Source organism: Alterileibacterium massiliense, from assembly GCF_900104645.1.
Taxonomy (GTDB): Bacteria; Bacillota; Clostridia; order Peptostreptococcales; family Anaerovoracaceae; genus Alterileibacterium; species Alterileibacterium massiliense.
In genome coordinates this window covers 86,831-109,513 of the sequence record NZ_FNWE01000002.1, presented here as the reverse complement: position 1 = coordinate 109,513, position 22,683 = coordinate 86,831, and the positions used below count along the sequence as shown (strand labels likewise).

General features: G+C 37.3%; 23 protein-coding genes and 1 tRNA gene. 19 read left to right on the top strand and 5 right to left on the bottom strand.

Features of this window, described 5'->3' with window-relative positions:
* Nucleotides 1-68: 68 nt before the first annotated feature.
* Together BQ5371_RS06825 and BQ5371_RS02350 are read left to right on the top strand one after the other, a co-directional pair.
* Nucleotides 69-245 (top strand): FeoB-associated Cys-rich membrane protein, encoded by a 177-nt coding sequence (locus tag BQ5371_RS06825; protein ID WP_083377394.1) that lies wholly within the window; start codon nt 69-71, stop codon nt 243-245.
* 225 nt (nt 246-470) lie between these two features.
* A complete protein-coding gene (locus BQ5371_RS02350) occupies nt 471-2,051 on the top strand; it encodes an immunoglobulin-like domain-containing protein (RefSeq protein WP_071132346.1) in 1,581 nt (526 codons plus the stop codon).
* Between the two features lie 73 nt (nt 2,052-2,124).
* On the opposite strand, the gene rpsI is transcribed toward BQ5371_RS02350, so the two are convergent.
* Nucleotides 2,125-2,526, bottom strand: a complete 402-nt coding sequence (gene rpsI, locus BQ5371_RS02345; RefSeq protein ID WP_071132345.1) for a 30S ribosomal protein S9 — start codon at nt 2,524-2,526, stop codon at nt 2,125-2,127.
* 17 nt (nt 2,527-2,543) lie between these two features.
* Nucleotides 2,544-2,972: a 50S ribosomal protein L13 gene (gene rplM / locus BQ5371_RS02340; protein ID WP_071132344.1), complete on the bottom strand. Its 429-nt coding sequence runs from the start codon at nt 2,970-2,972 to the stop codon at nt 2,544-2,546.
* A gap of 474 nt (nt 2,973-3,446) precedes the next feature.
* Between rplM and BQ5371_RS02335 the strand changes: the two genes are divergently transcribed.
* Both BQ5371_RS02335 and BQ5371_RS02330 read left to right on the top strand, forming a co-directional pair.
* Nucleotides 3,447-4,823, top strand: coding sequence for an InlB B-repeat-containing protein (locus BQ5371_RS02335; RefSeq protein ID WP_071132343.1), 1,377 nt, complete (start codon nt 3,447-3,449; stop codon nt 4,821-4,823).
* Between the two features lie 383 nt (nt 4,824-5,206).
* Nucleotides 5,207-6,184: a DMT family transporter gene (locus BQ5371_RS02330; RefSeq protein WP_071132342.1), complete on the top strand. Its 978-nt coding sequence runs from the start codon at nt 5,207-5,209 to the stop codon at nt 6,182-6,184.
* A gap of 183 nt (nt 6,185-6,367) precedes the next feature.
* Here the strand turns inward: BQ5371_RS02330 and BQ5371_RS02325 are convergent, their stop codons facing one another.
* Entirely contained in the window at nt 6,368-7,282 is a 915-nt protein-coding gene (locus BQ5371_RS02325; protein WP_071132341.1) for a DMT family transporter, read from the bottom strand.
* 28 nt (nt 7,283-7,310) lie between these two features.
* A tRNA-Arg gene (locus BQ5371_RS02320) sits at nt 7,311-7,386 on the bottom strand.
* Nucleotides 7,387-7,926: 540 nt separating this feature from the next.
* On the opposite strand from BQ5371_RS02320, the gene BQ5371_RS02315 reads away from it, so the two are divergent.
* The 5 genes from BQ5371_RS02315 to BQ5371_RS02295 all read left to right on the top strand — a co-directional run bounded on the left by BQ5371_RS02315 (nt 7,927) and on the right by BQ5371_RS02295 (nt 11,965).
* Nucleotides 7,927-9,009, top strand: coding sequence for a methionine ABC transporter ATP-binding protein (locus BQ5371_RS02315; RefSeq protein WP_071132340.1), 1,083 nt, complete (start codon nt 7,927-7,929; stop codon nt 9,007-9,009).
* Nucleotides 9,009-9,653, top strand: a complete 645-nt coding sequence (locus BQ5371_RS02310; protein WP_071132339.1) for a methionine ABC transporter permease — start codon at nt 9,009-9,011, stop codon at nt 9,651-9,653. The genes BQ5371_RS02315 and BQ5371_RS02310 overlap by 1 nt, the downstream gene beginning before the upstream one ends.
* Before the next feature lie 43 nt (nt 9,654-9,696).
* Nucleotides 9,697-10,524: a MetQ/NlpA family ABC transporter substrate-binding protein gene (locus tag BQ5371_RS02305; RefSeq protein ID WP_071132338.1), complete on the top strand. Its 828-nt coding sequence runs from the start codon at nt 9,697-9,699 to the stop codon at nt 10,522-10,524.
* 282 nt (nt 10,525-10,806) lie between these two features.
* Complete coding sequence (locus BQ5371_RS07130; protein WP_071132337.1) at nt 10,807-11,184, top strand: recombinase family protein; 378 nt, start codon at nt 10,807-10,809, stop codon at nt 11,182-11,184.
* A gap of 163 nt (nt 11,185-11,347) precedes the next feature.
* Nucleotides 11,348-11,965, top strand: a complete 618-nt coding sequence (locus BQ5371_RS02295; protein WP_071132336.1) for a hypothetical protein — start codon at nt 11,348-11,350, stop codon at nt 11,963-11,965.
* A 50-nt stretch (nt 11,966-12,015) separates the two neighbouring features.
* Here BQ5371_RS02295 and BQ5371_RS02290 read toward each other — a convergent pair whose 3' ends face one another.
* On the bottom strand, nt 12,016-12,336 hold the full coding sequence (locus BQ5371_RS02290) for a hypothetical protein (protein WP_071132335.1): 321 nt from the start codon (nt 12,334-12,336) through the stop codon (nt 12,016-12,018).
* A gap of 478 nt (nt 12,337-12,814) precedes the next feature.
* Here BQ5371_RS02290 and BQ5371_RS02285 point away from each other — a divergent pair, with 478 nt between their 5' ends.
* From BQ5371_RS02285 to BQ5371_RS02240, 10 genes are all read left to right on the top strand, one after another.
* A complete protein-coding gene (locus BQ5371_RS02285) occupies nt 12,815-13,927 on the top strand; it encodes a S1C family serine protease (protein ID WP_071132334.1) in 1,113 nt (370 codons plus the stop codon).
* A 229-nt stretch (nt 13,928-14,156) separates the two neighbouring features.
* Complete coding sequence (gene amaP / locus BQ5371_RS02280) at nt 14,157-14,747, top strand: alkaline shock response membrane anchor protein AmaP (protein ID WP_071132333.1); 591 nt, start codon at nt 14,157-14,159, stop codon at nt 14,745-14,747.
* An 11-nt stretch (nt 14,748-14,758) separates the two neighbouring features.
* Complete coding sequence (locus BQ5371_RS06820) at nt 14,759-15,103, top strand: DUF2273 domain-containing protein (protein ID WP_083377391.1); 345 nt, start codon at nt 14,759-14,761, stop codon at nt 15,101-15,103.
* A 106-nt stretch (nt 15,104-15,209) separates the two neighbouring features.
* Nucleotides 15,210-15,716, top strand: coding sequence for an Asp23/Gls24 family envelope stress response protein (locus tag BQ5371_RS02270; protein WP_071132332.1), 507 nt, complete (start codon nt 15,210-15,212; stop codon nt 15,714-15,716).
* A gap of 4 nt (nt 15,717-15,720) precedes the next feature.
* Nucleotides 15,721-16,323: a DUF4234 domain-containing protein gene (locus tag BQ5371_RS02265; RefSeq protein WP_071132331.1), complete on the top strand. Its 603-nt coding sequence runs from the start codon at nt 15,721-15,723 to the stop codon at nt 16,321-16,323.
* Between the two features lie 39 nt (nt 16,324-16,362).
* Nucleotides 16,363-16,785, top strand: coding sequence for a DUF2752 domain-containing protein (locus BQ5371_RS02260; protein ID WP_083377390.1), 423 nt, complete (start codon nt 16,363-16,365; stop codon nt 16,783-16,785).
* An 82-nt stretch (nt 16,786-16,867) separates the two neighbouring features.
* Nucleotides 16,868-17,683, top strand: a complete 816-nt coding sequence (locus BQ5371_RS02255) for a 4Fe-4S binding protein (RefSeq protein ID WP_071132330.1) — start codon at nt 16,868-16,870, stop codon at nt 17,681-17,683.
* A gap of 193 nt (nt 17,684-17,876) precedes the next feature.
* The gene (locus BQ5371_RS02250; RefSeq protein WP_071132329.1) at nt 17,877-19,268 is read left to right on the top strand and encodes a beta/alpha barrel domain-containing protein; all 1,392 of its coding nucleotides are present in this window, start codon (nt 17,877-17,879) and stop codon (nt 19,266-19,268) included.
* Between the two features lie 124 nt (nt 19,269-19,392).
* Nucleotides 19,393-21,336: an aconitate hydratase gene (locus tag BQ5371_RS02245; protein WP_071132328.1), complete on the top strand. Its 1,944-nt coding sequence runs from the start codon at nt 19,393-19,395 to the stop codon at nt 21,334-21,336.
* Between the two features lie 78 nt (nt 21,337-21,414).
* The gene (locus BQ5371_RS02240) at nt 21,415-22,635 is read left to right on the top strand and encodes an isocitrate/isopropylmalate family dehydrogenase (RefSeq protein WP_235821169.1); all 1,221 of its coding nucleotides are present in this window, start codon (nt 21,415-21,417) and stop codon (nt 22,633-22,635) included.
* The last annotated feature ends 48 nt before the right edge of the window (nt 22,636-22,683 follow it).

The following is a 22,683-nucleotide window of genomic DNA, read 5'->3' as shown; positions in this document are numbered from 1 at the left end:
AAAGAAAGATAAATAAACGAAAAAACGAAAAGCAAAAGCAAAAAGCAAAAACAAAATAGAGGTAAAATATGAACCTTATAACAGATAATATAGGAACAATTGTAATATCGCTTGTCATAATAGGAATTGTAGCATTGATAATAAGGAAGATGCGTAAAGACAAGAAGAGTGGCGGTTCTTGTGGCTGTGGGTGCAGTGGTTGCTCGGGCTGCAAAGATGCCAGAGCGAATGATGATTTAAAATGATTTAAACAGGGAAACATCCTAGATTTAACCAGTCTACCATGTGCAAAAAATGTACATGGTAGACATTTTTTATGTTATAATAAACTTACTTTATATATAGGTTACATTCTATATAGAAAATAATTGTTAGATATTCATAAACAATATTTGGGAGGAAAAGATGACTAAAACGATGAAAAAATCTATCGGATTAGTGCTTGCCTTAGTCACGATGATTGCATTATTTTGCTTCCGTGCACCTGCATTCGCAGGAAATGGGGGGGGGGTACTACTCCAATTGGTGACCAAAAGGTTATCACCGGAATTAGAGCTGTAATAAGCTCAAATGAAGAAATTCCAAACTACTATCCTATTCTAGGAAAGAAGCTTACAGACTCATCATTATCATGGGAGAAGTTCAATATCTACACAGATAAAAACTCAAAAGGTGAGGGAATTGCTGACATTATCGAAGTAGTTCCAGATACCGCTGAATGGATTCATTTTTATTATGGAGGGAATAAAAATGAACTTAAATTTGATAAAGATACAACTATCATATGGCCTCTTGAAGAAGGCAACCACTATGATGATAGTCAGACCATGACTAGGTATATGAAGCTTAGAATCAAAGATGAGTACAAAGACAAGTATAGATTCCCAAGAAAAGGCGAGGCATCCTTAAGCTTATTTGTACAAGAACCTGAGGAAATATTTGATTTTGATAAATTTGCAGAACCTAGCACAATGCACCAAGTGCTCAGTGATTCAGAAATGTTGTTTGTTACTGAGCCTTTTGTTGCAAGGCATTATGTTTTCACAGGAGACAAAGGAGTTAAGGAAGTTGGATTGAAAGATCACTACTCAAGAATGGGGTGGCTTTCAAAGGATACAACTTGGGGACACTTGCAAAGGGAAATTGATTTTGTAACAGGCAAAATGGGAAAAGATTTCTATACTTTAAAAGATGGATATGATTTTGCAGGAATTTATGACAAGGATAATAAGAGGGTTGACAATCAGAAGCCTTACGATGTCATGGTAGCAGGTCTAAATGCACAGGATAAGGAAGGTAGTGCTATAGGAAGATACCAGATAAGGACAGTGCCTAAGATAATTCCTTTTGAGCCAACAAACCCAAAGAAGCCAGAAGATCCTCAGGACCCTAATATTGATAAGGTTTTCAAGGAAGTGGAAAAAGATCACCCTATAGATAGGGCTGATTATGCAATTATAGCATTCAACACAAATGGACATGGAAATCTTGATGGGAAACAGGCACTCGCATATTTAGTAAAGAAGGGAACGAAATTTAAGGAAATTCCTTTACCTGAAGTTAAGGCTGACAAGGGATATAAATTCTCATCAATAATGCCAGCACTCGACGAGCCTGATACAAAGATAATGAAAGACAAGGTGTTCACGGTTAAGTTTGCAAAGGAAGCCGGAGTTATGAATACTGCACCTGTATTAAAGGTAAAGAATAAGACAATTACCAAAGGAGAAAAATTAGACTTAATGTCACTTGTTAAATCTGCAAAAGACGCAGAAGACGGTGATTTGATGGATAAGGTCGTAATTCTTGATGATGGCGGATTTGATGCAAGTAAGGTTGGTAAATATATAATTACATTCAAGGTTAGCGATAAAGATGGAGCGTCAATGACGAAGAAAGCAAGTGTAATAGTTGCTGAAAAAGCGATGAGTGGCGATATGAAAGATAACAAGATTAAGACGGCAGACAGAACTAATATTTATGGAAGCCTATTTATAATCATTACTATCGCTGGACTTGCTATAGTAAAAAAGATAAGAGAAGCTAGATAAAATATATATCAAAAACAAAAAGTCTGCACAATTGTGCAGACTTTTTTATTTCAACATAAACAATAAGAGAAAATTATCTCTTGCTGAACTGGCTTGCTCTACGAGCTTTCTTGAGACCGTATTTCTTTCTTTCCTTCATACGAGGGTCTCTTGTGAGGAAGCCTGCAGCCTTTAGGGCTGGACGATAATCTTCTTTATTTGCAACAACAAGAGCTCTTGAAATGCCATGACGGAGTGCTCCCGCCTGACCTGTAAAGCCGCCGCCTTTAACTGTAGCAATTACATCGTATTTACCTTCAGCTGATGCAATTGCAAAAGGTCTCATAACTTCACGCTTAACGATTTCATTTCCCTTGCCGAAGTATTCGTCTAGGTCCTTGCCATTTACTGTTACAACTCCTGTACCTTGGAGGAGTCTAACTCTTGCAACTGATGATTTTCTTCTTCCTGTTGCCTGATATTGTAATTTAGCCATCTATCTTCTCCTCCTTTCTAGTATGTGTATTCTTCCGGATTCTGTGCTGCGTGCGGATGCTCAGAACCTGCATAAACCTTTAACTTCTTATACATCTGTCTGCCGAGCTTTCCCTTAGGCATCATTCCCTTTATTGCATGGCGAATGATTTCCTCAGGCTTTTTCTCACGCATCTCACCAAGCGTAATTTCCTTTAGTCCACCAGGATAGCCACTGTAGCTCTTATAGATTTTATCAGTTTCTTTCTTACCTGTAACATGAACTTTTTCTGCATTAACGACGATTACATAGTCACCGCAGTCAACATGAGGTGTGTAAATCGGCTTCTTTTTTCCTCTTAGAATTGAGGCAGCTTCAGAAGCAAGCTTTCCAAGTGTCTTGCCCTCAGCGTCGATAACATACCATTTATGCTCGACTTCTTGAGGCTTTGCGATATAAGATTTCATTTAAACTCCCTTCTACCTACTAAAATCCCTTGGATTTGTTTCGGCATCGCTTACTAGGTTGTAAAATCCAACTTTTTCAGCTAACTATAACTATAGCTTCGGAGCTCGGATTACCCTGCCCCGATTACCTGTGCAAAAAACACTGCGACAAGCTAAAAGATTATATTATGTATAAAGTGAAAAGTCAATCTGTTGTTAACATAAAAAGTCAAATTTTATCTAATTTTACAATAGATATGAGCCCTTGTGGATACAAAAAGCGACTGAGCCCATAGGAATTGTTTTACCACAAAATAAACCAAAAAAAGGGCATTCAATCGCGATGAACAGTAAAATTTTTTCTGAGATATTTGCCCCATACTATTGATTCTAGATATTACTTTGTAAAGCGTCTATCCTTGTGATTGCAAAGACAACCTTAGAGTAGACACAGGGGGGGGTTGTGCTAAAATGCAAAAAAGGAGGCAAATTAAGATGAATAAAATTGTAAAAAGAACAATAGGTTTTGTACTTGCTTTTGTCGTATGCGTATGCATGTTATCTTTGAGTATGTGTGCTTATATGACAGAAGCTTTTGCTGAGGGACAAGAAACACCTCTCCTTATTGATCCAGATTTTGCTGATAAGCCTGGTGGTGCGCATACCCATCCAGGAGGAACAGGACAAATGGGAGAAGGATTTGATGAAATGTGGAAGGCTCTTTCTATAACAGTTACTGATTCAAAGGGTAATGTCTACAATGTCCCTAATGAATTTTATAATAATGAAGGCGTTAAAAACAAAATGTTCGTTAACAGATTAGGTGGACTATATGAAGAAGGAGAAGAGCTGACAATTACTGTTGATACAAGTGGTTTACCTGAGGGATACCATATATCATATTCTCCATTTAATAAAAAAGAACATAAGTATGTCATAGAAGGTGGCTATTATAAATTTAAGATTAAATATACACACAATTCTAATGATAAAATGCACATCAGAATTCCTATGGGTGCTATGTCCGTGAAATTTGATTTGCAAGGTGGCAATGTCTTAGGAAACACAGATGCGATAATAAATAAAATTAAAAAAGATAACACAGTTGATTTTCCTAGCAAACCGATGAAAAAAGATCTAAACTTTGGAGGCTGGTACACAAAAATGCCAGAAGCCTACCAAGGCAATCCACTGCCAGAGCCAGGGAAAATGTATTTGTGGAATGAAGAAGATAGATTTTCTGATTACAATAGGGATTGGAAGTTGTTCAATGATCCGAATGATGATCCTTTGTATGACGGCATTTTTCTTTTAAGAGCTCTTTGGAACGCAGAGGTTGAATTTGATTCTAATGGAGGCAGTCCAGTAGAAAAAGCCGTTGTGAAGGAAGGCGAGAAACTTATAGAACCAGAGGCACCGGTTAAGAAATATGCTGAATTTTTAGGCTGGACAACGGAAGATGGAAAGGATTATGATTTTTCTAAACCTGTTACTAAAAACATGGTTCTAAAAGCTAAGTGGAACAACTATACAATGCCTAAGGGTAAGGATATAGAAATCAATCTAGGTGATAAGTTTAGACCTGAAGATGGAATTAAAAACAAGGATAAATTACCTAAGGGCACAACAATAGAGACTAAAGATATTGTTGATACGAGTAAATCGGGAATATATGATGTAACGCTACTTGTTAAATATCCTAATGGAGATATTAAAGAAGTTGCAATTAAAGTTACTGTTAAAGGAAAGAATAATGGAGGAAATACAGCTCCAAAGACAGGCGATACTTCTGATGTATTACTTTATGGCGGGCTACTTGCTATTATGAGCATGAATATTTTATTCATTCTCAGAAAGAAAAATTATAAATAATATCACAAAAATTCTAAATTTAAATACTATTTATCAAAGCAAATCTGAATAGGATTTGCTTTGATATTTTTTGTGATAACTAATATTTGAAAAATAAAATGTTTAAATTATTTTTAATAAATGTGAAATTTAATCTTAACATTTAGAAAAATACATTAAAGAGGAAAAATCTTAACTTGTTTATTCTACTTTACTCCTTAGAACCTTTAACAAAATGGCAATAAAGTGTATACTGTAGAGGCTGGATAAATTTCAAAATAAACTTCAAGATAAACTTATCCATAACTTATCAATATAAAATTAATCTAATATTAAAACAACTTATTCACATAAAAAGAATGATTAGCACTATCGAGAAAGGTTAAATACGGAGTTTAAATATAATGAAAGAAAATAATCTGCGTGGAACAATATGCCTTCTAATAACCGCCTGTGTATGGGGATCTGGTTTGATTGCACAAAAGCTTGGAATGGTGCATATGGGACCTCTGCTTTTTAATGGAAGCAGAATGTTCATAGCTTCAATGGTTCTTCTCCCCGCTGCACTTATCAGCTCAGCTCGCTCGGGATTTTATTCAAGAGAAAGGACTATGGCGGTTTTAGCTATAGATAATTCATTCAATGGGAATATTGAGGACGAAGCGGGAAGAATTATCAAGAAAAGAAGAAGAGATATTTTAATCGGTGGAATTATCTGCGGACTTTTTACAGCGGTTGGAGCGGGAGTTCAGCAAATTGGAATAAACATGGTATCGGTTGGTAAAGCAGGATTTTTAACCACTCTATATGTAATTCTAGTTCCGGTCATTGGAATTGTACTTGGAAGAAAGGTCGATTTAAAACTCTGGGTCTGCGTAATTGTTGCACTTATAGGATTTGCACTATTAAGTCTAAACAAGGACGCGGGTGGAGTATCGCTGGGTGATTTAATCATAGTCCTTAGTGCACTCTTTTTCGCAATACAGATAAATGCGGTCGGGATATATTCACCTAGGACGAACCCCTTGTTACTTTCTATGATTCAGATGTTTATCTGCGGGGTAACGAATATAGCAGTTTCTATTTTTACAGAAAATCCGTCGCTAATTCAGATTTTTAATGGAATAAAACCGCTGATGTATTCAGCACTATTTCCTGGAGCACTCTGCTTTACATTGCAAATAATCGGTCAAAAGAGGACAAACCCGACAATCGCTTCACTCATAATGAGTACCGAGGCTATATTTTCAATGATTTTCGGAGTATTGCTCCTAGGCGAGCATATGACAAATAGAGAATTGCTAGGTTGTGCGATAATATTCATTGCTACAGCCTTCGCTCAAGTGCCAATTAAAAAGAAAAAAAGAACTAATGCCGATTAAAAAGTTTAAGATTATAATTTAAAAAAATGAAAATTAAGGGTGCAAAATTGCGTAATTATAATTTAGCAAATTATAATAAATCGCAATTTAAAAGCATAATCTAAAATCGCAACCCAAAATCATAATCCACGATTATAATCTAAAATCGCAATTTAAAATAGTTAATTAAAATCATTATTTAATTTATTTAGATAATGATTTTTTTAGAGAAATTTTTTCAAGATAATTCTGCATTAAAATTGCAAATAGAATGAGAAAAGCCCCAATTATACCCTTTGTTCCAAATCTTTCCCCAAGGAAGATTGCACCGAGCAGGGCCGCAACCACAGGATTTAATGAAGATATTAAGCCTGTATGAGAAGAAGTTGTGCCACTCTGAGCAACGGGCTGTATAACGAAACCTACGCAGGTCGCAACTATAGCAAGATAGATAATCGCACCCCACTGGCTGCCTGAAGAAGGAAGCTTAGAGGACTCAAATATTAGCGAGCAGGCTAAGCTTGCAAAACCTATAACGCCAACCTGAATTACACCTATCATAAAACTATCGCCATTCTTTGATACTCGGTCTGTGATTATAATTGTTACTGCAAAACCAAAGGCTGCAAGAATTGCAAGTATTTCACCCTTTGATAAAGTCATCTGCCCGCTTTCACCCAATGTTAAAAGAGCAACGCCAAAGAGAGCGACGATTGCACTTAGTATGGCAGAAGCCTTTGGCAGACATCTTAGCAAAAAAGCATCGATAAGAGGAACAAAAACCATCGCCAAATTTTCAAGAAAAGCAACCTTTGATGATGGAGAGTATTTAAGAGCAAACATTTCAAAAGCCATGCAGGAGAAAAATGAAAGACCGACTGCAAGCCCGCGGTAAAAAGTTTTCTTATTTATATTCAGGAAGCGTTTTCTAAACAATATAAGAAGTATGGCAAAGGCGAGAAGAAATCTTACTGCAAGAATATTAAATGGTTCAAGGCCTCTCATAGCTATCGAACTGAACAATAGAGCTGAGGATCTTACGACAATCGCAAGTGCAAATAGCAGGTCTGATGCTGTAACCGAAAGGGTCTTTTCTCCATTTATTATTTCTTTGATCATTAACTACCTCCAAGAAGCTTAAAATTAGTGGTGCACCGAGTGAGATTTGAACTCACGACCAACACATTCGGAGTGTGCTACTCTATCCCCTGAGCTACCGGTGCAAGTCTATGCTTGAAATTACACTCATATATTATAGCAAATAGAAATAAATAAAAATATTGTAAAAAATTACAAAAACATATTGACATAGATGAAAAAGATTGGTATATTTCACATACAGGATAATTAAAACAAAGAGATTAGTTACAAAGAAAGGAGGCAGGCTATCATGCTAAATAAATATAATATCAACATCGAGATGATGGAAATGAATATGATGGGTATGTGCATGAGCAGCCGCCAACTTAAATAGGTAATTAATCTAACAGAATCTGTGGATAATAGCTATTAAATTATCGTGTTATGCTTATAGCATGGTAAGAGAAATGTGAAGCGGGTCGTTAGAGACCCGCTTTTTTATTTTAATAAAGGCATATCGAGCATGACTTCAAAAATGGCTTATGAACAAGAATTATGAGAGATTATAAGAGATTATAAAAGCAAAAACGAAATATAAATATCCAATCAAAATATTTAATACAATTTAGTAAGCAAGGGAAGTCAAAATAAATAACATATAATTTGCAATTAGGAGGAGAACATTGAGCATTATTTCGTTAAAGGGCGTTAGCAAGGAATTTAATACAAGAGCGGGAAAGGTCAACGCAATAACTGACATTAACCTAGAAATTGAAGAGGGAGATATTTATGGAATTATAGGATTGTCTGGAGCAGGCAAAAGCACCCTTGTAAGATGTATGAACTTGCTTGAGATACCGACTGAGGGAAAGGTCGTATTTGATGGAGAGGAGTTAACGGATAGGAACAAGAAAGAGCTTAATAAAAAGAGAAGAAATATAGCCATGATTTTTCAGCAGTTTAACCTGCTTATGCAGAAAAATGTTCTAAGGAATGTTTCATTTCCGCTTGAAATAGCAGGCATTTCAAAGAAAAATGCAGAGGAAAAAGCAAAAGAATTATTAAAGCTGGTAGACCTTGAGGACAGAATTTACTCCTATCCATCACAGCTCTCCGGCGGGCAGAAACAAAGAGTTGCAATAGCGAGAGCACTTTCAACAAATCCAAAAGTTCTTCTCTGCGATGAGGCGACATCGGCACTTGACCCAGATACAACGAAGTCGATTCTAAGGCTTTTAAAAAAGATAAATAGAGATTATAAAATAACTATAATAGTTATAACGCATGAGATGGAAGTTGTTAGGCAGATTTGCAATAAGGTCGCAATAATAGAAAAAGGAGAAATTGCGGAGACGGGAACTGTAGAAGCTGTTTTTAAAAAGCCAAAGTCAGCTGCCGGAAGAAGGCTATTTTTCCAAAAAGAAGACGAGCCGGATTTACATATGAGAACATCGGTGAAGAATCGAGTTAGGTTGGCATTTGATGACAATAGAGCCTATGAGCCGGTAATTGCGAATATGATTATAGAGTTAAAGGCCCCTGTTAACATCTTATATGCGAGGATGGAGAGCGTTGGAGAAAATCAAAAAGGTCAGATGGTTATAGGGCTTTCAGAAGATGAAGAGATTGCAAGAAAGCAGAAAGAATATCTCAGGGAAAATAAGGTCACATTTATAGAACTTGAAGAGGGAGAAGCGAACTCTTTAGAATCGAATGATTTGGAAGAAGATGAGGATAGAAATATGTATGGAAAGGAGGGAAGATAATGGGACAGATGCTAATTCAAGGGATACTCGATACGCTTTATATGACAGTTGGAGCGACGGCGATAGCATATCTTTTCGGACTTCCGATAGGCGTTTCTCTGGTAGTAACCGCACCAGACGGCATAAGCCCGCACCATACATATAACAAGGTTATGGGCTTTATTGTAAATATAGTAAGGTCGGTTCCATTCCTAATTCTCATGATAGCACTAATGCCTTATGTGAGAATAATAATAGGAACGGGAATAGGAACTTCGGCGACTGTAGCTGTGCTCGTTGCCTCAGCAGTGCCGTTCGTCGCAAGGCTTGTGGAATCGGAGCTGAGAGAAGTGGATAAGGGCGTAATCGAGGCTGCACAGTCAATGGGAGCGAGCAATATGCAGATAGTAATCAAGGTGATGTTGCTAGAAGCAAGGCCGTCGCTATTAATAGGAACAGCGGTATCTACAATCACCATTCTCGGCTATTCGGCGATGGCAGGTGTCGTAGGTGGCGGGGGACTAGGCGATATAGCTATCAAATATGGCTTATATAGGTACGATTCAAAGACAATGTGGATAACTGTAGTCATATTGATTTTGCTAGTTCAGCTCTTGCAGTCGATAGGAAATTATATCTCAAAAAAATTGGACAATAGAATTTAAGGACAAAAGGATAATTAACAAAACATTTAAGGGGGAAAAGAAAATGAAAAAGAGAAATTTAGCTGGAATTGTTGTAATAGGAGCTTTGCTAATCGGAGCTCTTGCACTTACAGGTTGCGGAAAGACTGAAAAAAATGATAAGAAAATAGTAGTCGGAGCATCGCCGACGCCTCACGCAGAAATCCTTGAAGTAGCTAGGGAGGAAATTGAAAAAGAGGGATATATGCTCGAGATTAAGGAATTTGAAGATTATGTAAAACCAAATCAGGCACTCGCTGACGGGGACCTCGACGCGAATTTCTTCCAGCATGAGCCATATCTCATCGATTACAATAAAAAGAATAAGACAGAAATCGAAGTTGCAGGGCTAGAACATTTTGAATCACTCGGAGTATACAAGGGAAAGAAAAAGTCCTTTGATGAACTCGCTAGCGGAGATAAGATTGCAGTTCCTAATGACACTACAAATGAAGCAAGAGCATTACTTCTTCTTGAGTCTAATGGAATAATTAAGCTTAAAGAGGGAGCTGGACTTGAGGCAACAAAGAAAGATATAGTATCAAATCCAAAGAATATTGAAATAGAAGAGATAGATGCTGCGATAATTCCTAAAACTCTTCCTGATGTTGCACTAGGTGTAATAAATGGCAATTTTGCACTCGGAGCAAATCTCAAGGCAGATGATAGAATTGCAGGTGAGTCAAGCGATTCGGAAGCAGCTCTTAAATATGCCAATATAATTGCGGTAAACAAGGGCGATAAAGATGCAAAGAAAATAGAGGTTCTAGTAAAAGCACTTCACAGTGACAAGGTAAAAACCTTTATTGAAGAAAAGTATCAGGGAACGGTAATACCTAAGTTCAGCAAATAAAATATAAATTAAAAGGCTGCTCTTTTGTAAAAAGCATTAGGGCAGTTTTTTATAATAAAATCAAGAAAAGTGACGACAATACCTGCTACAATAAATAGAATAAGCCTTGAACCTATAATAAATACTAAAAAAGGAAAACCGCTGGATATGCTAGAGTATCTGCTGATAGAGAAGAACAAGCAATAAGCTATGAATCACAGAACCAGTCAGTAGGTTTGCAAGAAACACAGTGGATTCTCTTCAGACTGTTAGAAAGCTTACTTATAACAATAATGAGTTCACTTGCTAAAAGAGGAAAGTAGAAGCATATCAGAAAACACTACATGGGGCAGAAGAAAACAATTTGCTAAAGGAAAGGGTAGTGTAGGATTTAAGCATTTTCTTGGTAAGGATAAATGGCATATATCAACTATTAGATCAATACTAACAAACGAAAAATATAAAGGTGATGCCATATGGCAAAAACAATATACATCAGATTTTCTGCAGAAGACTGTAAAAGAAAACAAAGGCGAGATACCAAAGTATTATGTTGAGGAGCATCATAAAGCTATTATCCAACCAGAACAGTTTGATTATATACAAGCTGAAATTGAAAGAAGGAAAAACGGCACAAGTGAAATAAGTGGAGCGGAAGGCGAACCGTTTCATGCACCTTGAGATGCTTGTAGGTAACAGCCCCTTATAGGGGCAAAACAAACCATCAACTAAGCTGGTGGTTGTGATTGCCATAAGTCTATAATTGTGACATAATTATTAGCAACTAATTATAGCGCACCTTACAAGATTTCTGAGCATAATCGGCTTCAAAGGAGGGGATATTATGAAGAAATATAGATTTAAGAAAGTACTGTTAGTTATTGCTTGTTTTAGTTTAGTTGTAGTTATGACTGCTTGCGGCAGTGGCAGTTCAGGTGGCGGTTCACATGCTAGCATCTCCACCGACCCAGATAATCCTAGCGAGCTCACTTTCCCTGAGACTAACGAGGATGGCGACATCTTCTATCAGTCTATCTACAATAGCACCGTGGACGATCCAGACGCCGAACCAGGCACTATTTATGGCTGCTATCAAGGTACCTCAACTGATGGCGATATTATAGCTTTCGTAGCCAGCAAACCTCAGTTATCCGATACAATCACACAAAAGTTAGATGAAAACGGGCTAAAATATTTCGTTATTAGCGCAATACAAGGCGAAATTGACGACGCCAACTCATATGATCAAATTTACATATTCAAAGATGAGGCTTCATACGATGCTATTTCGCGTGACCAAAAAACCATTAAAGTTGTCGGTAGATATATCGGCATTAGCTTAGGGACCGAAGATAATTATTCTGAAGCAGGCTCGGGCTGCATTAATGAAGATTTCTCTGTATATGAAGCTTCAAATGAAGAATTCGTATTGGGAATTATAGACTACCTGATTTCTCATTAAAGTCTCGCCACCATTATGATATAATGGTGGCTTTTTCATGGACCTAGAATCTAAGCTAAGCTGTATTCATATTTCACTGGTAGCTCCATGCACCTCGCCATATTAGCGAAACTACGTCGCTGCTCTAATTTTAAGCCTAGCTCCGCTAAGAGCGGCGCTGCCGGTAGTCGCTGCTCTTTTTTCGGAAAAGCTTCTCTAGTCATAATCTCGTCTTGATACTGCACAATCTCCGCAAGCGCCTCCGCAAAAGCTATCCTCGCCTCAATTTGCTGATCAGACAGGCCCGACATCTTAGCAATGGCGCTATTTTGCGTACCTTTTAAGGGATGTTTCTTTTGATATCTTTGCAGCGCCGTTTCATCTGCCCCCAATCCAATCCTTTTCTACAATCATTTCCCCACTATCTAGAATGTCAAAAATGTCATCTAGTGCGAACCAAAAACAACTGAAGTTTACATCCAACAACCGGGAATCCGTCTATTGATGCAGGAGGAGAACAGTTGACCCAGATTTCACTACCTTCAACTAGCAATTAGAAGACTACACTCTAGACAATATAGATTACATTAGCCAAAATTCTCAAATTAATGACCCATTAAATAATATTGGCTTTTACGATTAAATGTTTTAGTCACTTTTCTTTAAGATTTTTTTGCTTTAAAATAGAGGAGTAATATTTTACAAGTTATATATACATGTAAAGGTGGGTGCATTTTTATTTGTATCGTGTAATTGTATCCATTTCATAGTCCCAAGAAACATATTAAAAACACAAATAATACAAAAAAATGATTAAATTCTCTGCATAATAATAGTGGTACAATAATATTTTAGGCATGAGAGGTATTTATGAATTACGAAAACGAAAACAATTCAAATGGCGTTAGCAGGAGAGCTTTTTTGACGACGCTTATATTCGGGATAATTTTGGCTGCGATTATAGGAGCGGTAGTCGCGACTTTTGCCTACCGTATAAATGATAGCAAGGGCTATAAGAATTTAAACGATGCAAGTCTCGAAAAGGTGACAGGAAGCAAGCTGACCATCTCAAAGATAGTTGAAGCGAATAAGAACTCTGTTGTTGAGATAAACACATCGATGCAATCACATTCCTTGTTTGGGACGACCAATTCAGAGGGAGCAGGTAGTGGCGTAATTGTTAATAAGGATGGATATATCGCAACAAATCATCATGTAATTGACGGGGCGACCTCAATTAATGTAAGACTTCACGATGGCTCAACTTATCCGGCAGAGCTAATTGGAAGCGATGAGAGAAATGATATAGCAGTTCTAAAAATCGATGCGAAAAATTTGAAAGCGGTAACGATTGGAAAGAGCAAGGAGCTGTCGGTAGGAGATTTGGCTGTTGCGATTGGAAATCCTCTCGGAAAGCTAGGGGGCACGGCTACGCAAGGTATAATAAGTGCTTTAGATAGAAAAATTCAGGTTGAGGGTATGTCGCTCTCGCTTCTTCAAACAGATGCTGCGATAAATCCGGGCAATTCGGGCGGAGGACTTTTTAATAGCAAAGGTGAGCTAATTGGAATAGTTGATTCTAAGGCTTCGGGAATAGGTGTAGAAGGACTTGGCTTTGCCCTTCCTATCGACAAGGTGGGTAAGATAATTGATGATCTGATTGAGCACGGTCATGTGACAGGTAGGCCCGCTGTTGGAATAAGCATCTTTGACATTTCAGATGAAGAGATAGATAAGGCGGGAGTCGATTCAGGAGGAGTATATATCAAAGATGTAATAGGTAGTAATGCGAAAAAATCAGGGCTTAAATCGGGCGATAAGATAGTAGGACTGGACGGAGAAGAGATTACTTCGGCAAACACTTTTATAATGAAGATACAAGAACACAAGGTCGGAGACACGGTAAAAATAAAGGTTAAGAGAAATAATAAGGACATTGTAGCAAGCGTAAAGCTTGAGGATTCAAATGAGATAAATAATTAAAATAGAATCAAATTAGAAGCAGGTATTTTAGCGTGGTAAATTAGCTTGAAAAATCCATGAATATATATAAATGTACAAATTCGTAAACTGTTCGAAACTGCTAGTAATTGCTCGTAAACTGCTCGAAAATTGCTCACAAACAGCTCGTAAATTGATATTAATTCACAAAAATGCTATAATATTCATGGAAATAATTAAAGATTCTTGAGATTGTTAGGAGGTGTCAGCCTTGTCAAGATTCGTAAAAACAATAAGGATTATCTTTTCATTGCTCATAATAATAATGGCAATATTTACATTCCTCGCTCTTGAGGGAGGTGCTCCTTGGGGATTTGATATGAAACCTGCACAGGAGAAATTGCTTGAATTTTCTATCCATGAGTATGGCTTTTATGTAATATCTATAACAAGTGCAATACTTATAATCGGAGCAATAATTTTATTTGTAGCTACCCTCGCAAGGAAAACATCGCGTGCTACGCTGACGATTGCAGATCAGGACGGAAAGGTAGTCCTGACAGATGATGCAATTGAGGCTTATGCGAAAAGATCGCTTATGAATTTTAAAGAGCTAAAAAATATTGATGTAGTTTGCAAAATTCTGGGAAGTAATAATGAGAGAATTACTGCAAAAGCCAGTGCTGAGGTTTACGAAGAAATGGATCTATCTGAGTTTTCAGCTAGGGTCAAGGATAAGCTAAGAGAAGATATAAATAATTTTGTCGGAAGAGAAATTGCAGATGTGCATATAACTATCGATAATAAGAAAAAAGATTCTAATAGCATAGATGCAAAAACAAATTCAATATCAATTGAGTAAGGGAGGTTTATATGGCTAGCAAAGAAACATCAAATAAAACAAAGCAAAAGAAAGCTTCCATTGACTCTAAGGAAACAGTAAAAAAATCAGAAAGAGCTGAAAGCAAATCAGATGGAATAGAATCAAAATCAGAAAAAGCGGAATCTTTTCTTAGAGAAATATATGAAAAAGAGCCAAACACTGTTAAATTTGGAGCCTTAGGATTGGTATTGTCAATTTGTTTTATAAATCTGGGATTTTGGCCTGTAGTACTAATAATACTGCTGACAGGCATAGGTTTTGTATATGGGCAGTATAAGGACAAAAAACTATGGGTATACAAATTGCTAAAGAAGATTTCAAAATCGCTTAAATGATTTAACTTAAAGATGGAAATGAGCAGGCGATAAAAATATGTTTTTAATTATTTTATAATTATATTAATTATAAAAGGATAATATTAGATTATAAAGGAGGAAAATGATGGCTAATAATAAGACAGAGGAAAAGAAGGTAGAAGAGAAGAAGACTGAAGAAAAAGAAAAGAATATTATTGAAAAAGCGACCGATTCAATTCAGGAAAAGGTAGAGGAGATAAAGGAAGAAAAGGAAGCAGAAAAGCATAGGGATACTCTCACTTTTGACGACTATGTAATTGAAAAGATTGCTGCAATCGCTGCAAGAGATATTAAAGGAGTTCTAGAGCTTAAAGGCGGAATTTTTGCAGGAATTACCGAAGCATTTTCATCAAGCACTGATACAAACACTCAGGGAGTAAGCGTAGAAATTGATGAAAAGAATGTAATAGTAGACATTAAGGCTATCCTTGAATATGGACAGAGTGCACCTCGAATTTTCTCAAAGGTAAAGGATACGATTAGAGAAAAGGTTAAGGAGATGACCGGCCTAAATGTAACATCTGTCAATATGAAGGTAAGCGACATCATGACCGAAAAAGAATACAAACAGATGAAGGAAGAAAAGGAATAAATATATGAAAAAATGCCCAAAATGCAGTGCAGAGTGTAGAAATGATGCCATATTCTGCCACAAATGCGGAGCTTTGCTTGATAAAGACAAGGCAAAAGACTTAGAAGAAAATGCTAAGGCGGAAAAAGAAGATAGCATTGAACAAAAAGAAATAGAAAGAAAAGAGGCGGAGCAAAAGGAGGCATCAGCGAAAAGGGAGCTTGAGCTTCTCGCAGAAAAATCTGAAAATAGCAATGCGAGTAAGAAAAATATTCAGGGTATTCCAAATAGAAATCTCGCATTATGTGTCATTTTGTCTATAGTAACCTGCGGAATCTACGGCATTTACTGGATGATAATGTTAAATGATGAGGTAAATCAGGCATCCGAAGATTATAAAGCATTTTCAGGCGGTATAGTATTTCTTCTTAGCCTTGTTACATGCGGGATTTACCAAGTGTATTGGTCATATAAGATGGGCGAAAAGATCGACATTATCGACGATACATCAAATGGAAATTCAAATATTTTATATCTGATACTATCCATATTTGGGCTGGACATAGTAAATTTCTGTTTTATGCAGGACGCACTTAATGGATTAAGTAGCAACAGGAATAATAACTAAAATTACTAAAATACAAATTTATAATAACAATAATTAAAATTGCTAAAAGATAAATTTAATGAAGTTGAAAATCAAATAGCTTACAAAAAAATAAGCAACGAAAAATCAAGCAACGCAGGGAAAGTTCTTGCGTTGCTATTTTTTGGATTCTGTTATTATGTCTGGATTAGAACTACAGGACTTTGCATACCATGTATATTTAGGCTCATTACCGGTCTAAAATGCCCAGGCTGCGGAATAACCACCATGATAATGAGGCTTTCATTGTTAAATTTTAGGGGAGCATTTATAGCAAACCCATTTCTTTTCATAACAGCACCCTTCCTTGCTCTTGAGCTAATATACGCATATGTAAAAAAAGAAAAAAGCGAAAATCTACCAAGGTGGAATACGATATTGCTCTACCTCTATCTGGCACTTCTACTAATTTTTGGAATAGTAAGAAATATAATCAATATCTAATTTATCATTGTTTCTTCACAGATTATACGATAATCCATGTCAAGGCTGTGCTAAAATGCACTTATGTTTAGGAGGCAAGGACATGATTAAATCTGTTGCCGGTATGTATTTCAGCCCGTCTGGCGAAGCGGCAAAGTTAACAAAAAAAATATCCAAGGTTATAAAAGATAATATAGAAGATATTTCAATAGAAGAGATTAATTGTGACTATGAAGATATGCTCGGGGATTATTCTAATGAGTTTGATTCTGAAACAGTCGTAGTCATCGGCGTGCCATCGGCTTCAGGCAGACTTCTCGCTCCCTGCATAAATTCGCTTAAGAAAATTCGCGGAAATGGAGCTTTTGCGGTAATACTTGTCACTTATGGCAATAATACATATGGAGACTCGCTCTTTGAGATGTACAATCTTGCAGAGGAAGCCGGATTTAATGTTATGAGTGCTGCGGCATTTGCTATGGATAATGCCATATTCGGTTCCCCTGGGATTGGCAAACCATATAGAGAAGATATTGAGAAAATCATAGAATTTGCTAGGGTTAGTGCAAATAAGATAAAAAGACTGTCCGGTACAATTATTGATGAGATGAGGACAAAGCCTGCACCCCTTAATATCAAAGGGTCAAAGCCTCATCGCAAGCCTGTGAAAATTCCACTTCACCCATCGACGAACTCACTTTGTATTGGCTGCGGTAAGTGCATAGAGATTTGCCCGATGGAGGCGATAGATAAGAATGACCCGTCAAATCTCGATATAAAAAAATGTATAGCTTGCACGGCTTGCATTAATGCGTGCGAACAAGACGCAAGAGGTTTTAGCGGTCCTATGTACTCAGCATCAAAGCTTGCATATGAGATTTTTACAAAGAAAAAAAGAGAACCGGAGTGGTTTATATAAAGAGCTGTCTTTTTGATAGCTTGAGCCTTGGCATCAAGAGGAGCATTGGCATATTTATACCTGCCAGTGCTCTTTTTAATTTTGTGATTTTTCATTAAGCTTTTTAAGATTTTGCAGTTTTTATACTAAAAAAAACTTGACATAAGTAATGTTGCACATTAGAATACTTGTATACAAAATAGGAGGAAGAGCTATGAGTAATACACCGACGGAAGTTAGCATAAATAGACATTCTAATCTGCTTGAAAAAGATCCTTATAATTATGAACTGCAAGATGTTAAGCAGCCTAACCTTCTAAGAGAATTTTTTGAATACACCGAAATTCCAAAAGTATGTTTTAACTTTAGAAGGACTCCGATTAATATGCCAGAGGAGATATGGATAACCGATACGACATTCAGAGATGGACAGCAGTCGAGAGAGCCTTATACAGTTGAGCAGATTGTAGATATATATAAGATGTTAAATAGGCTTGGCGGACCTAAGGGGCTCATAAGACAGACTGAGTTTTTTGCATATAGCAAGAGAGACAGGGAAGCGATCGAAAGGTGCAAGGAGCTTGGATATGAATTTCCTGAAATTACGACATGGATTAGAGCTAAAGCCGAAGATTTCAAGCTTGTAGCTGACCTAGGAATTAAGGAAACGGGAATTTTAGTAAGTTGCTCTGACTATCATATTTTTAATAAGCTCGGAATGAGCAGAAGAGAGGCTATGAATCACTATCTATCTGTGATAAATAGTGCATTTGAAGCGGGAGTTGTTCCAAGATGTCATCTGGAAGACATAACTCGCTCAGATTTTTATGGTTTTGTAGTGCCTTTTGTTAATGCAATTCGTAAGCTCTCAGTTGAGGCTAATATGCCTGTAAAATTTAGAGCTTGCGATACCCTCGGATACGGCGTTCCATATAATGGAGTTGCGATGCCTAGGAGCGTTCCGGGGATTTTATATGGACTTCAGCATTATGCAGAGGTACCAAGTGAGATGCTCGAGTGGCATGGACATAATGATTTTTATAAGGCCGTTCCTAATGCTGCTAGTGCTTGGTTATATGGTGCTTCGGCAGTGAATACGACGGTCTTTGGAATTGGAGAGAGGACAGGGAATGTTCCTCTTGAAGCCATGGTGTTTGAATATGCACAGCTAAGAGGGACTCTTGATGGAATGGACACTACCGTAATAACGGAACTTAAAGATTATTATGAAAAAAAGATTGGATATAAGCTTCCTGAGCATATGCCTTTTGTTGGAGAAAATTTCAATGTAACAAGGGCTGGTATTCACGCAGACGGATTGCTCAAAGATGAGGAGATATACAATATCTTCGATACAGATAAATTTCTAAATAGACCTCCGCTGGTCGCAATCAATCAAAATTCAGGCAATGCCGGAATAGCAGTCTATATCAATAATAAATATGGGCTAAAAGACGGAAGAAAGGTTAGCAAAACAAGCCCGCTTGTCAAATATATAAAAGATTGGGTAGATAAGGAATATGAAGATGGCAGAGTATCTGGAATTGGAAGTGAAGAGATAAATCTTCTGGTCAATTCATTCTTTGAAACATATACAGGCGAATAGGCGACAGAGTTTGAAAAATGGCTTATAAATGGGAATTATTGAGAGCTTATAAAATAGTTAAAAATAGCTTGCAAAAGCTAAAAGTAAATAAGTAAAAAAGAGATTATAGAAAGAGTGAAAATAGATGGGAAAAACGATTGCTGAGAAAATAATAAAAGAACATCTCATATCTGGAGAGATGATAAGGGGAGAGGAGATAGGGCTAAGAATAGACCAAACTCTCACTCAGGACGCGACAGGAACAATGGCATATCTTGAACTTGAGTCCATGGGGATAAAAAGGGTAAAGACAGAATTATCTGTTGCATACATAGACCACAATATGCTCCAGTCGGGTTTTAGAAATTCCGATGACCACAGGTATATACAGACAGTCGCAAGAAAACATGGAATTTATTATTCTAGGCCGGGCAATGGGATATGTCATCAGGTTCATTATGAGAGATTTGGAGCTCCCGGTAAAACTTTGATCGGCTCAGATTCGCACACACCTACAGGCGGAGGACTTTCTATGCTTGCGATGGGTGCAGGAGGCATGGATGTTGCCGTTGCCATGGGCGGAGGAGCATATTATATAAAGATGCCAAAGATTATAAAGATAAATCTGATAGGAAGTCTAAGACCCTTTGTTACAGCAAAGGATATTATATTGGAAGTTCTAAGAATTTTAGGAGTTAAAGGCGGGGTCGGCTCCATACTCGAATACAGCGGGGAGGGAGTCAAAACGCTTAGCGTCCCTGAAAGGTGCACAATAACAAATATGGGAGCTGAACTCGGTGCAACGACTTCGATTTTTCCGTCAGATGATATTACAAAGGAATTTCTAAGAGCTCAAAAGCGAGAAGAAGTTCATAGATATATAGATAGCGACGATGATGCAACCTATGATGAGGTATATGAGATAAATTTAAGCACACTTGAACCACTCTTAGCTTGTCCAAGCAGCCCAGATAATGTAAAAAAAGTCAGCGAGCTAGCGGGCAAAAAGGTAGACCAAATTTCAATCGGCTCATGCACTAACTCATCTCTACTTGACATGATGAAAACGGCAGCTATCTTGAGAGGAAATACAATATCAGATTCGGTGAGCCTTGGAATTTCACCGGGGTCAAGGCAGGTTCTTTCAATGCTTTCTGATAGCGGAGCACTAGGAGATATAATTGAGGCTGGTGCAAGGATTCTAGAATGTGCTTGCGGGCCATGTATTGGCATGGGATTTTCACCTAATTCTAAGGGTGTGAGCTTGAGGACATTTAATAGAAATTTTCTTGGAAGGTCTGGAACAAAAGATGCCGAGGTATACCTTGTAAGCCCTGAAACAGCAGCGGCGTCAGCACTTAGAGGAGAGATTACAGATCCAAGAAGCCTTGATGTTGATATTTCAAAGATAGAACTGCCTAAGGAGTACAAAATAAATGATAATGGAATTATAAGACCGCTATCTTTAGATGAGGCAGAAAAAGCTGAGGTTATAAGGGGACCAAATATAAAGCCATTTCCAAACACATATCCGCTTCCTGATGAAATCAAGGCAGAAGTCATTTTAAAAACTGGTGACAATATAACGACAGACCATATAATGCCTGCGGGAGGGAAGGTACTTCCTTATCGCTCAAACATTCCAAAAATGTCTGAGTTTTGCTTTGAGGTCATAGATGAAAATTTTGCAAATAGAGCTAAAGAAGCAGGGAAAGGGATAATAGTCGGTGGCTCAAATTATGGGCAGGGCTCATCAAGAGAGCACGCAGCTTTAGTTCCACTTTATCTTGGAATAAAGGCTGTCATAGCAAAGAGCTTTGCGAGGATACATATGGCAAACCTCATAAATGCCGGCATACTTCCGCTAATTTTTAATAATTCTGATGATTACGATAGAGTTAAACAAGGAGATGTCCTAGCAATTTATGGCATACATAATTCTCTTGAAAATGACAAAGTATTTATAAAGGTAGTGAGCGATGATGGCAGTGAATGGGAACTTTTGACTAGGATGGAAATTAGCAAAAGACAGAAAGAGATACTGCTCGCTGGAGGACTGCTCAAGTATACTGTTAATAAAGATGCCTAGAGGAAAAAATAAAAGCAAATAAAAGCAAATATTAATAAAAAACATAAATTTAAATATGGATATAAAACGGATAAAAATATGAAAGAGAAAATCGAAAAGGATATCGAAAAAGATATAGAAAAAGATATGAATAAAGATATAAATATCGAAACAGATATAAAAGAAGCACTTAGGCAGTTTGAAGATATACTAAGAGAACAGATTGAAAGATGCGAGGAGATGAAAGCTATAAGCGAAAAGCCTGAGAGAATTTCTGAAAGGGGAAAGGAGATTCTGATAGGATTGATAGCTGGAGACGGAATAGGGCCGGTTATAATGTCAGAGGTAGGTAGGGTGCTTAGAAAGCTTCTCGCTGGTGAAATAAGCGAGGGAAAAATCAAGCTTAAAGATATTCGGGGACTAACACTTGAAAATAGATTGTCCAAAGGCAAAACGGTTCCTCCTGAAGTTTTAAGTGAGATGAGAAAATGCGGTGTGCTTTTGAAGGGGCCTACTACAACTCCGTCTAGCGATAATAGGATGACAAATCTTGAGAGTGCAAATGTTTTTCTCAGAAAAGAGTTTGACCTATTTGCTAACATTAGACCTGTAAAAATTCCGTCGCTTGGAATAGATTGGACTTTTTTTAGAGAAAATACCGAGGGCGAATATGCTCTAGGGAGCAGTGGAATAAGGATAGGAGATAAGTTTTCTCTCGATTTTAAAGTTACAAGCTACGAGGGCACGAGGCGTATAGCAAGATCAGCCTTTGAATATGCACGAAAAAATGGGAAGGAAAAGGTCTCCGTGGTGACCAAGGCGAATATAATGAAAAAAACAGATGGAGATTTTCTTAGGATTTGTAAAGAGGTGGCTTCAGAATATCCAGAAATTCAGGTGGACAGCTGGTTTGTAGATATTATGGCAGCAAATCTTATAAATGAGGATATGAGGAAAAACTTTGAAGTTATTATTCTTCCTAATCTATATGGAGATATTATTACTGACGAGGCGGCAGAGATACAGGGAGGCGTTGGCACAGCGGGAAGTTCAAACATAGGAACTAGCTATGCTATTTTTGAAGCTATACATGGAAGTGCTCCTAGAATGGTTCTTGACGGGCTTTCGGATAAGGCTAATCCGTCATCACTACTCAGGGCAAGCGTCATGATGCTCGAACATATTGGATATGGAGAAAAGGCAAAAGAGCTTGAAAATGCTATATATGAAACAGATAAGGCGATGGGTGAAAAGATGACAGGGCTTAGAGATGGGGCGACTTGCAAGGAATATGCAGATAATCTCCTTATGAGGATTTAACAACTTTACTTTTTAGCTCAAATTATATAAAATAAATGCACCCTTGTA

What these genes read in the sequence shown, in the direction of transcription:
- BQ5371_RS06825 (WP_083377394.1), top strand. Translation starts at nt 69, where the DNA reads ATGAACCTTATAACAGATAATATAGGAACAATTGTAATATCGCTTGTC.
- rpsI (WP_071132345.1), bottom strand. Translation starts at nt 2,526, where the DNA reads ATGGCTAAATTACAATATCAGGCAACAGGAAGAAGAAAATCATCAGTT.
- rplM (WP_071132344.1), bottom strand. Translation starts at nt 2,972, where the DNA reads ATGAAATCTTATATCGCAAAGCCTCAAGAAGTCGAGCATAAATGGTAT.
- BQ5371_RS02335 (WP_071132343.1), top strand. Translation starts at nt 3,447, where the DNA reads ATGAATAAAATTGTAAAAAGAACAATAGGTTTTGTACTTGCTTTTGTC.
- BQ5371_RS02330 (WP_071132342.1), top strand. Translation starts at nt 5,207, where the DNA reads ATGAAAGAAAATAATCTGCGTGGAACAATATGCCTTCTAATAACCGCC.
- BQ5371_RS02325 (WP_071132341.1), bottom strand. Translation starts at nt 7,282, where the DNA reads ATGATCAAAGAAATAATAAATGGAGAAAAGACCCTTTCGGTTACAGCA.
- BQ5371_RS02310 (WP_071132339.1), top strand. Translation starts at nt 9,009, where the DNA reads ATGGGACAGATGCTAATTCAAGGGATACTCGATACGCTTTATATGACA.
- BQ5371_RS02305 (WP_071132338.1), top strand. Translation starts at nt 9,697, where the DNA reads ATGAAAAAGAGAAATTTAGCTGGAATTGTTGTAATAGGAGCTTTGCTA.
- BQ5371_RS02295 (WP_071132336.1), top strand. Translation starts at nt 11,348, where the DNA reads ATGAAGAAATATAGATTTAAGAAAGTACTGTTAGTTATTGCTTGTTTT.
- BQ5371_RS02285 (WP_071132334.1), top strand. Translation starts at nt 12,815, where the DNA reads ATGAATTACGAAAACGAAAACAATTCAAATGGCGTTAGCAGGAGAGCT.
- BQ5371_RS06820 (WP_083377391.1), top strand. Translation starts at nt 14,759, where the DNA reads ATGGCTAGCAAAGAAACATCAAATAAAACAAAGCAAAAGAAAGCTTCC.
- BQ5371_RS02270 (WP_071132332.1), top strand. Translation starts at nt 15,210, where the DNA reads ATGGCTAATAATAAGACAGAGGAAAAGAAGGTAGAAGAGAAGAAGACT.
- BQ5371_RS02265 (WP_071132331.1), top strand. Translation starts at nt 15,721, where the DNA reads ATGAAAAAATGCCCAAAATGCAGTGCAGAGTGTAGAAATGATGCCATA.
- BQ5371_RS02255 (WP_071132330.1), top strand. Translation starts at nt 16,868, where the DNA reads ATGATTAAATCTGTTGCCGGTATGTATTTCAGCCCGTCTGGCGAAGCG.
- BQ5371_RS02250 (WP_071132329.1), top strand. Translation starts at nt 17,877, where the DNA reads ATGAGTAATACACCGACGGAAGTTAGCATAAATAGACATTCTAATCTG.
- BQ5371_RS02245 (WP_071132328.1), top strand. Translation starts at nt 19,393, where the DNA reads ATGGGAAAAACGATTGCTGAGAAAATAATAAAAGAACATCTCATATCT.
- BQ5371_RS02240 (WP_235821169.1), top strand. Translation starts at nt 21,415, where the DNA reads ATGAAAGAGAAAATCGAAAAGGATATCGAAAAAGATATAGAAAAAGAT.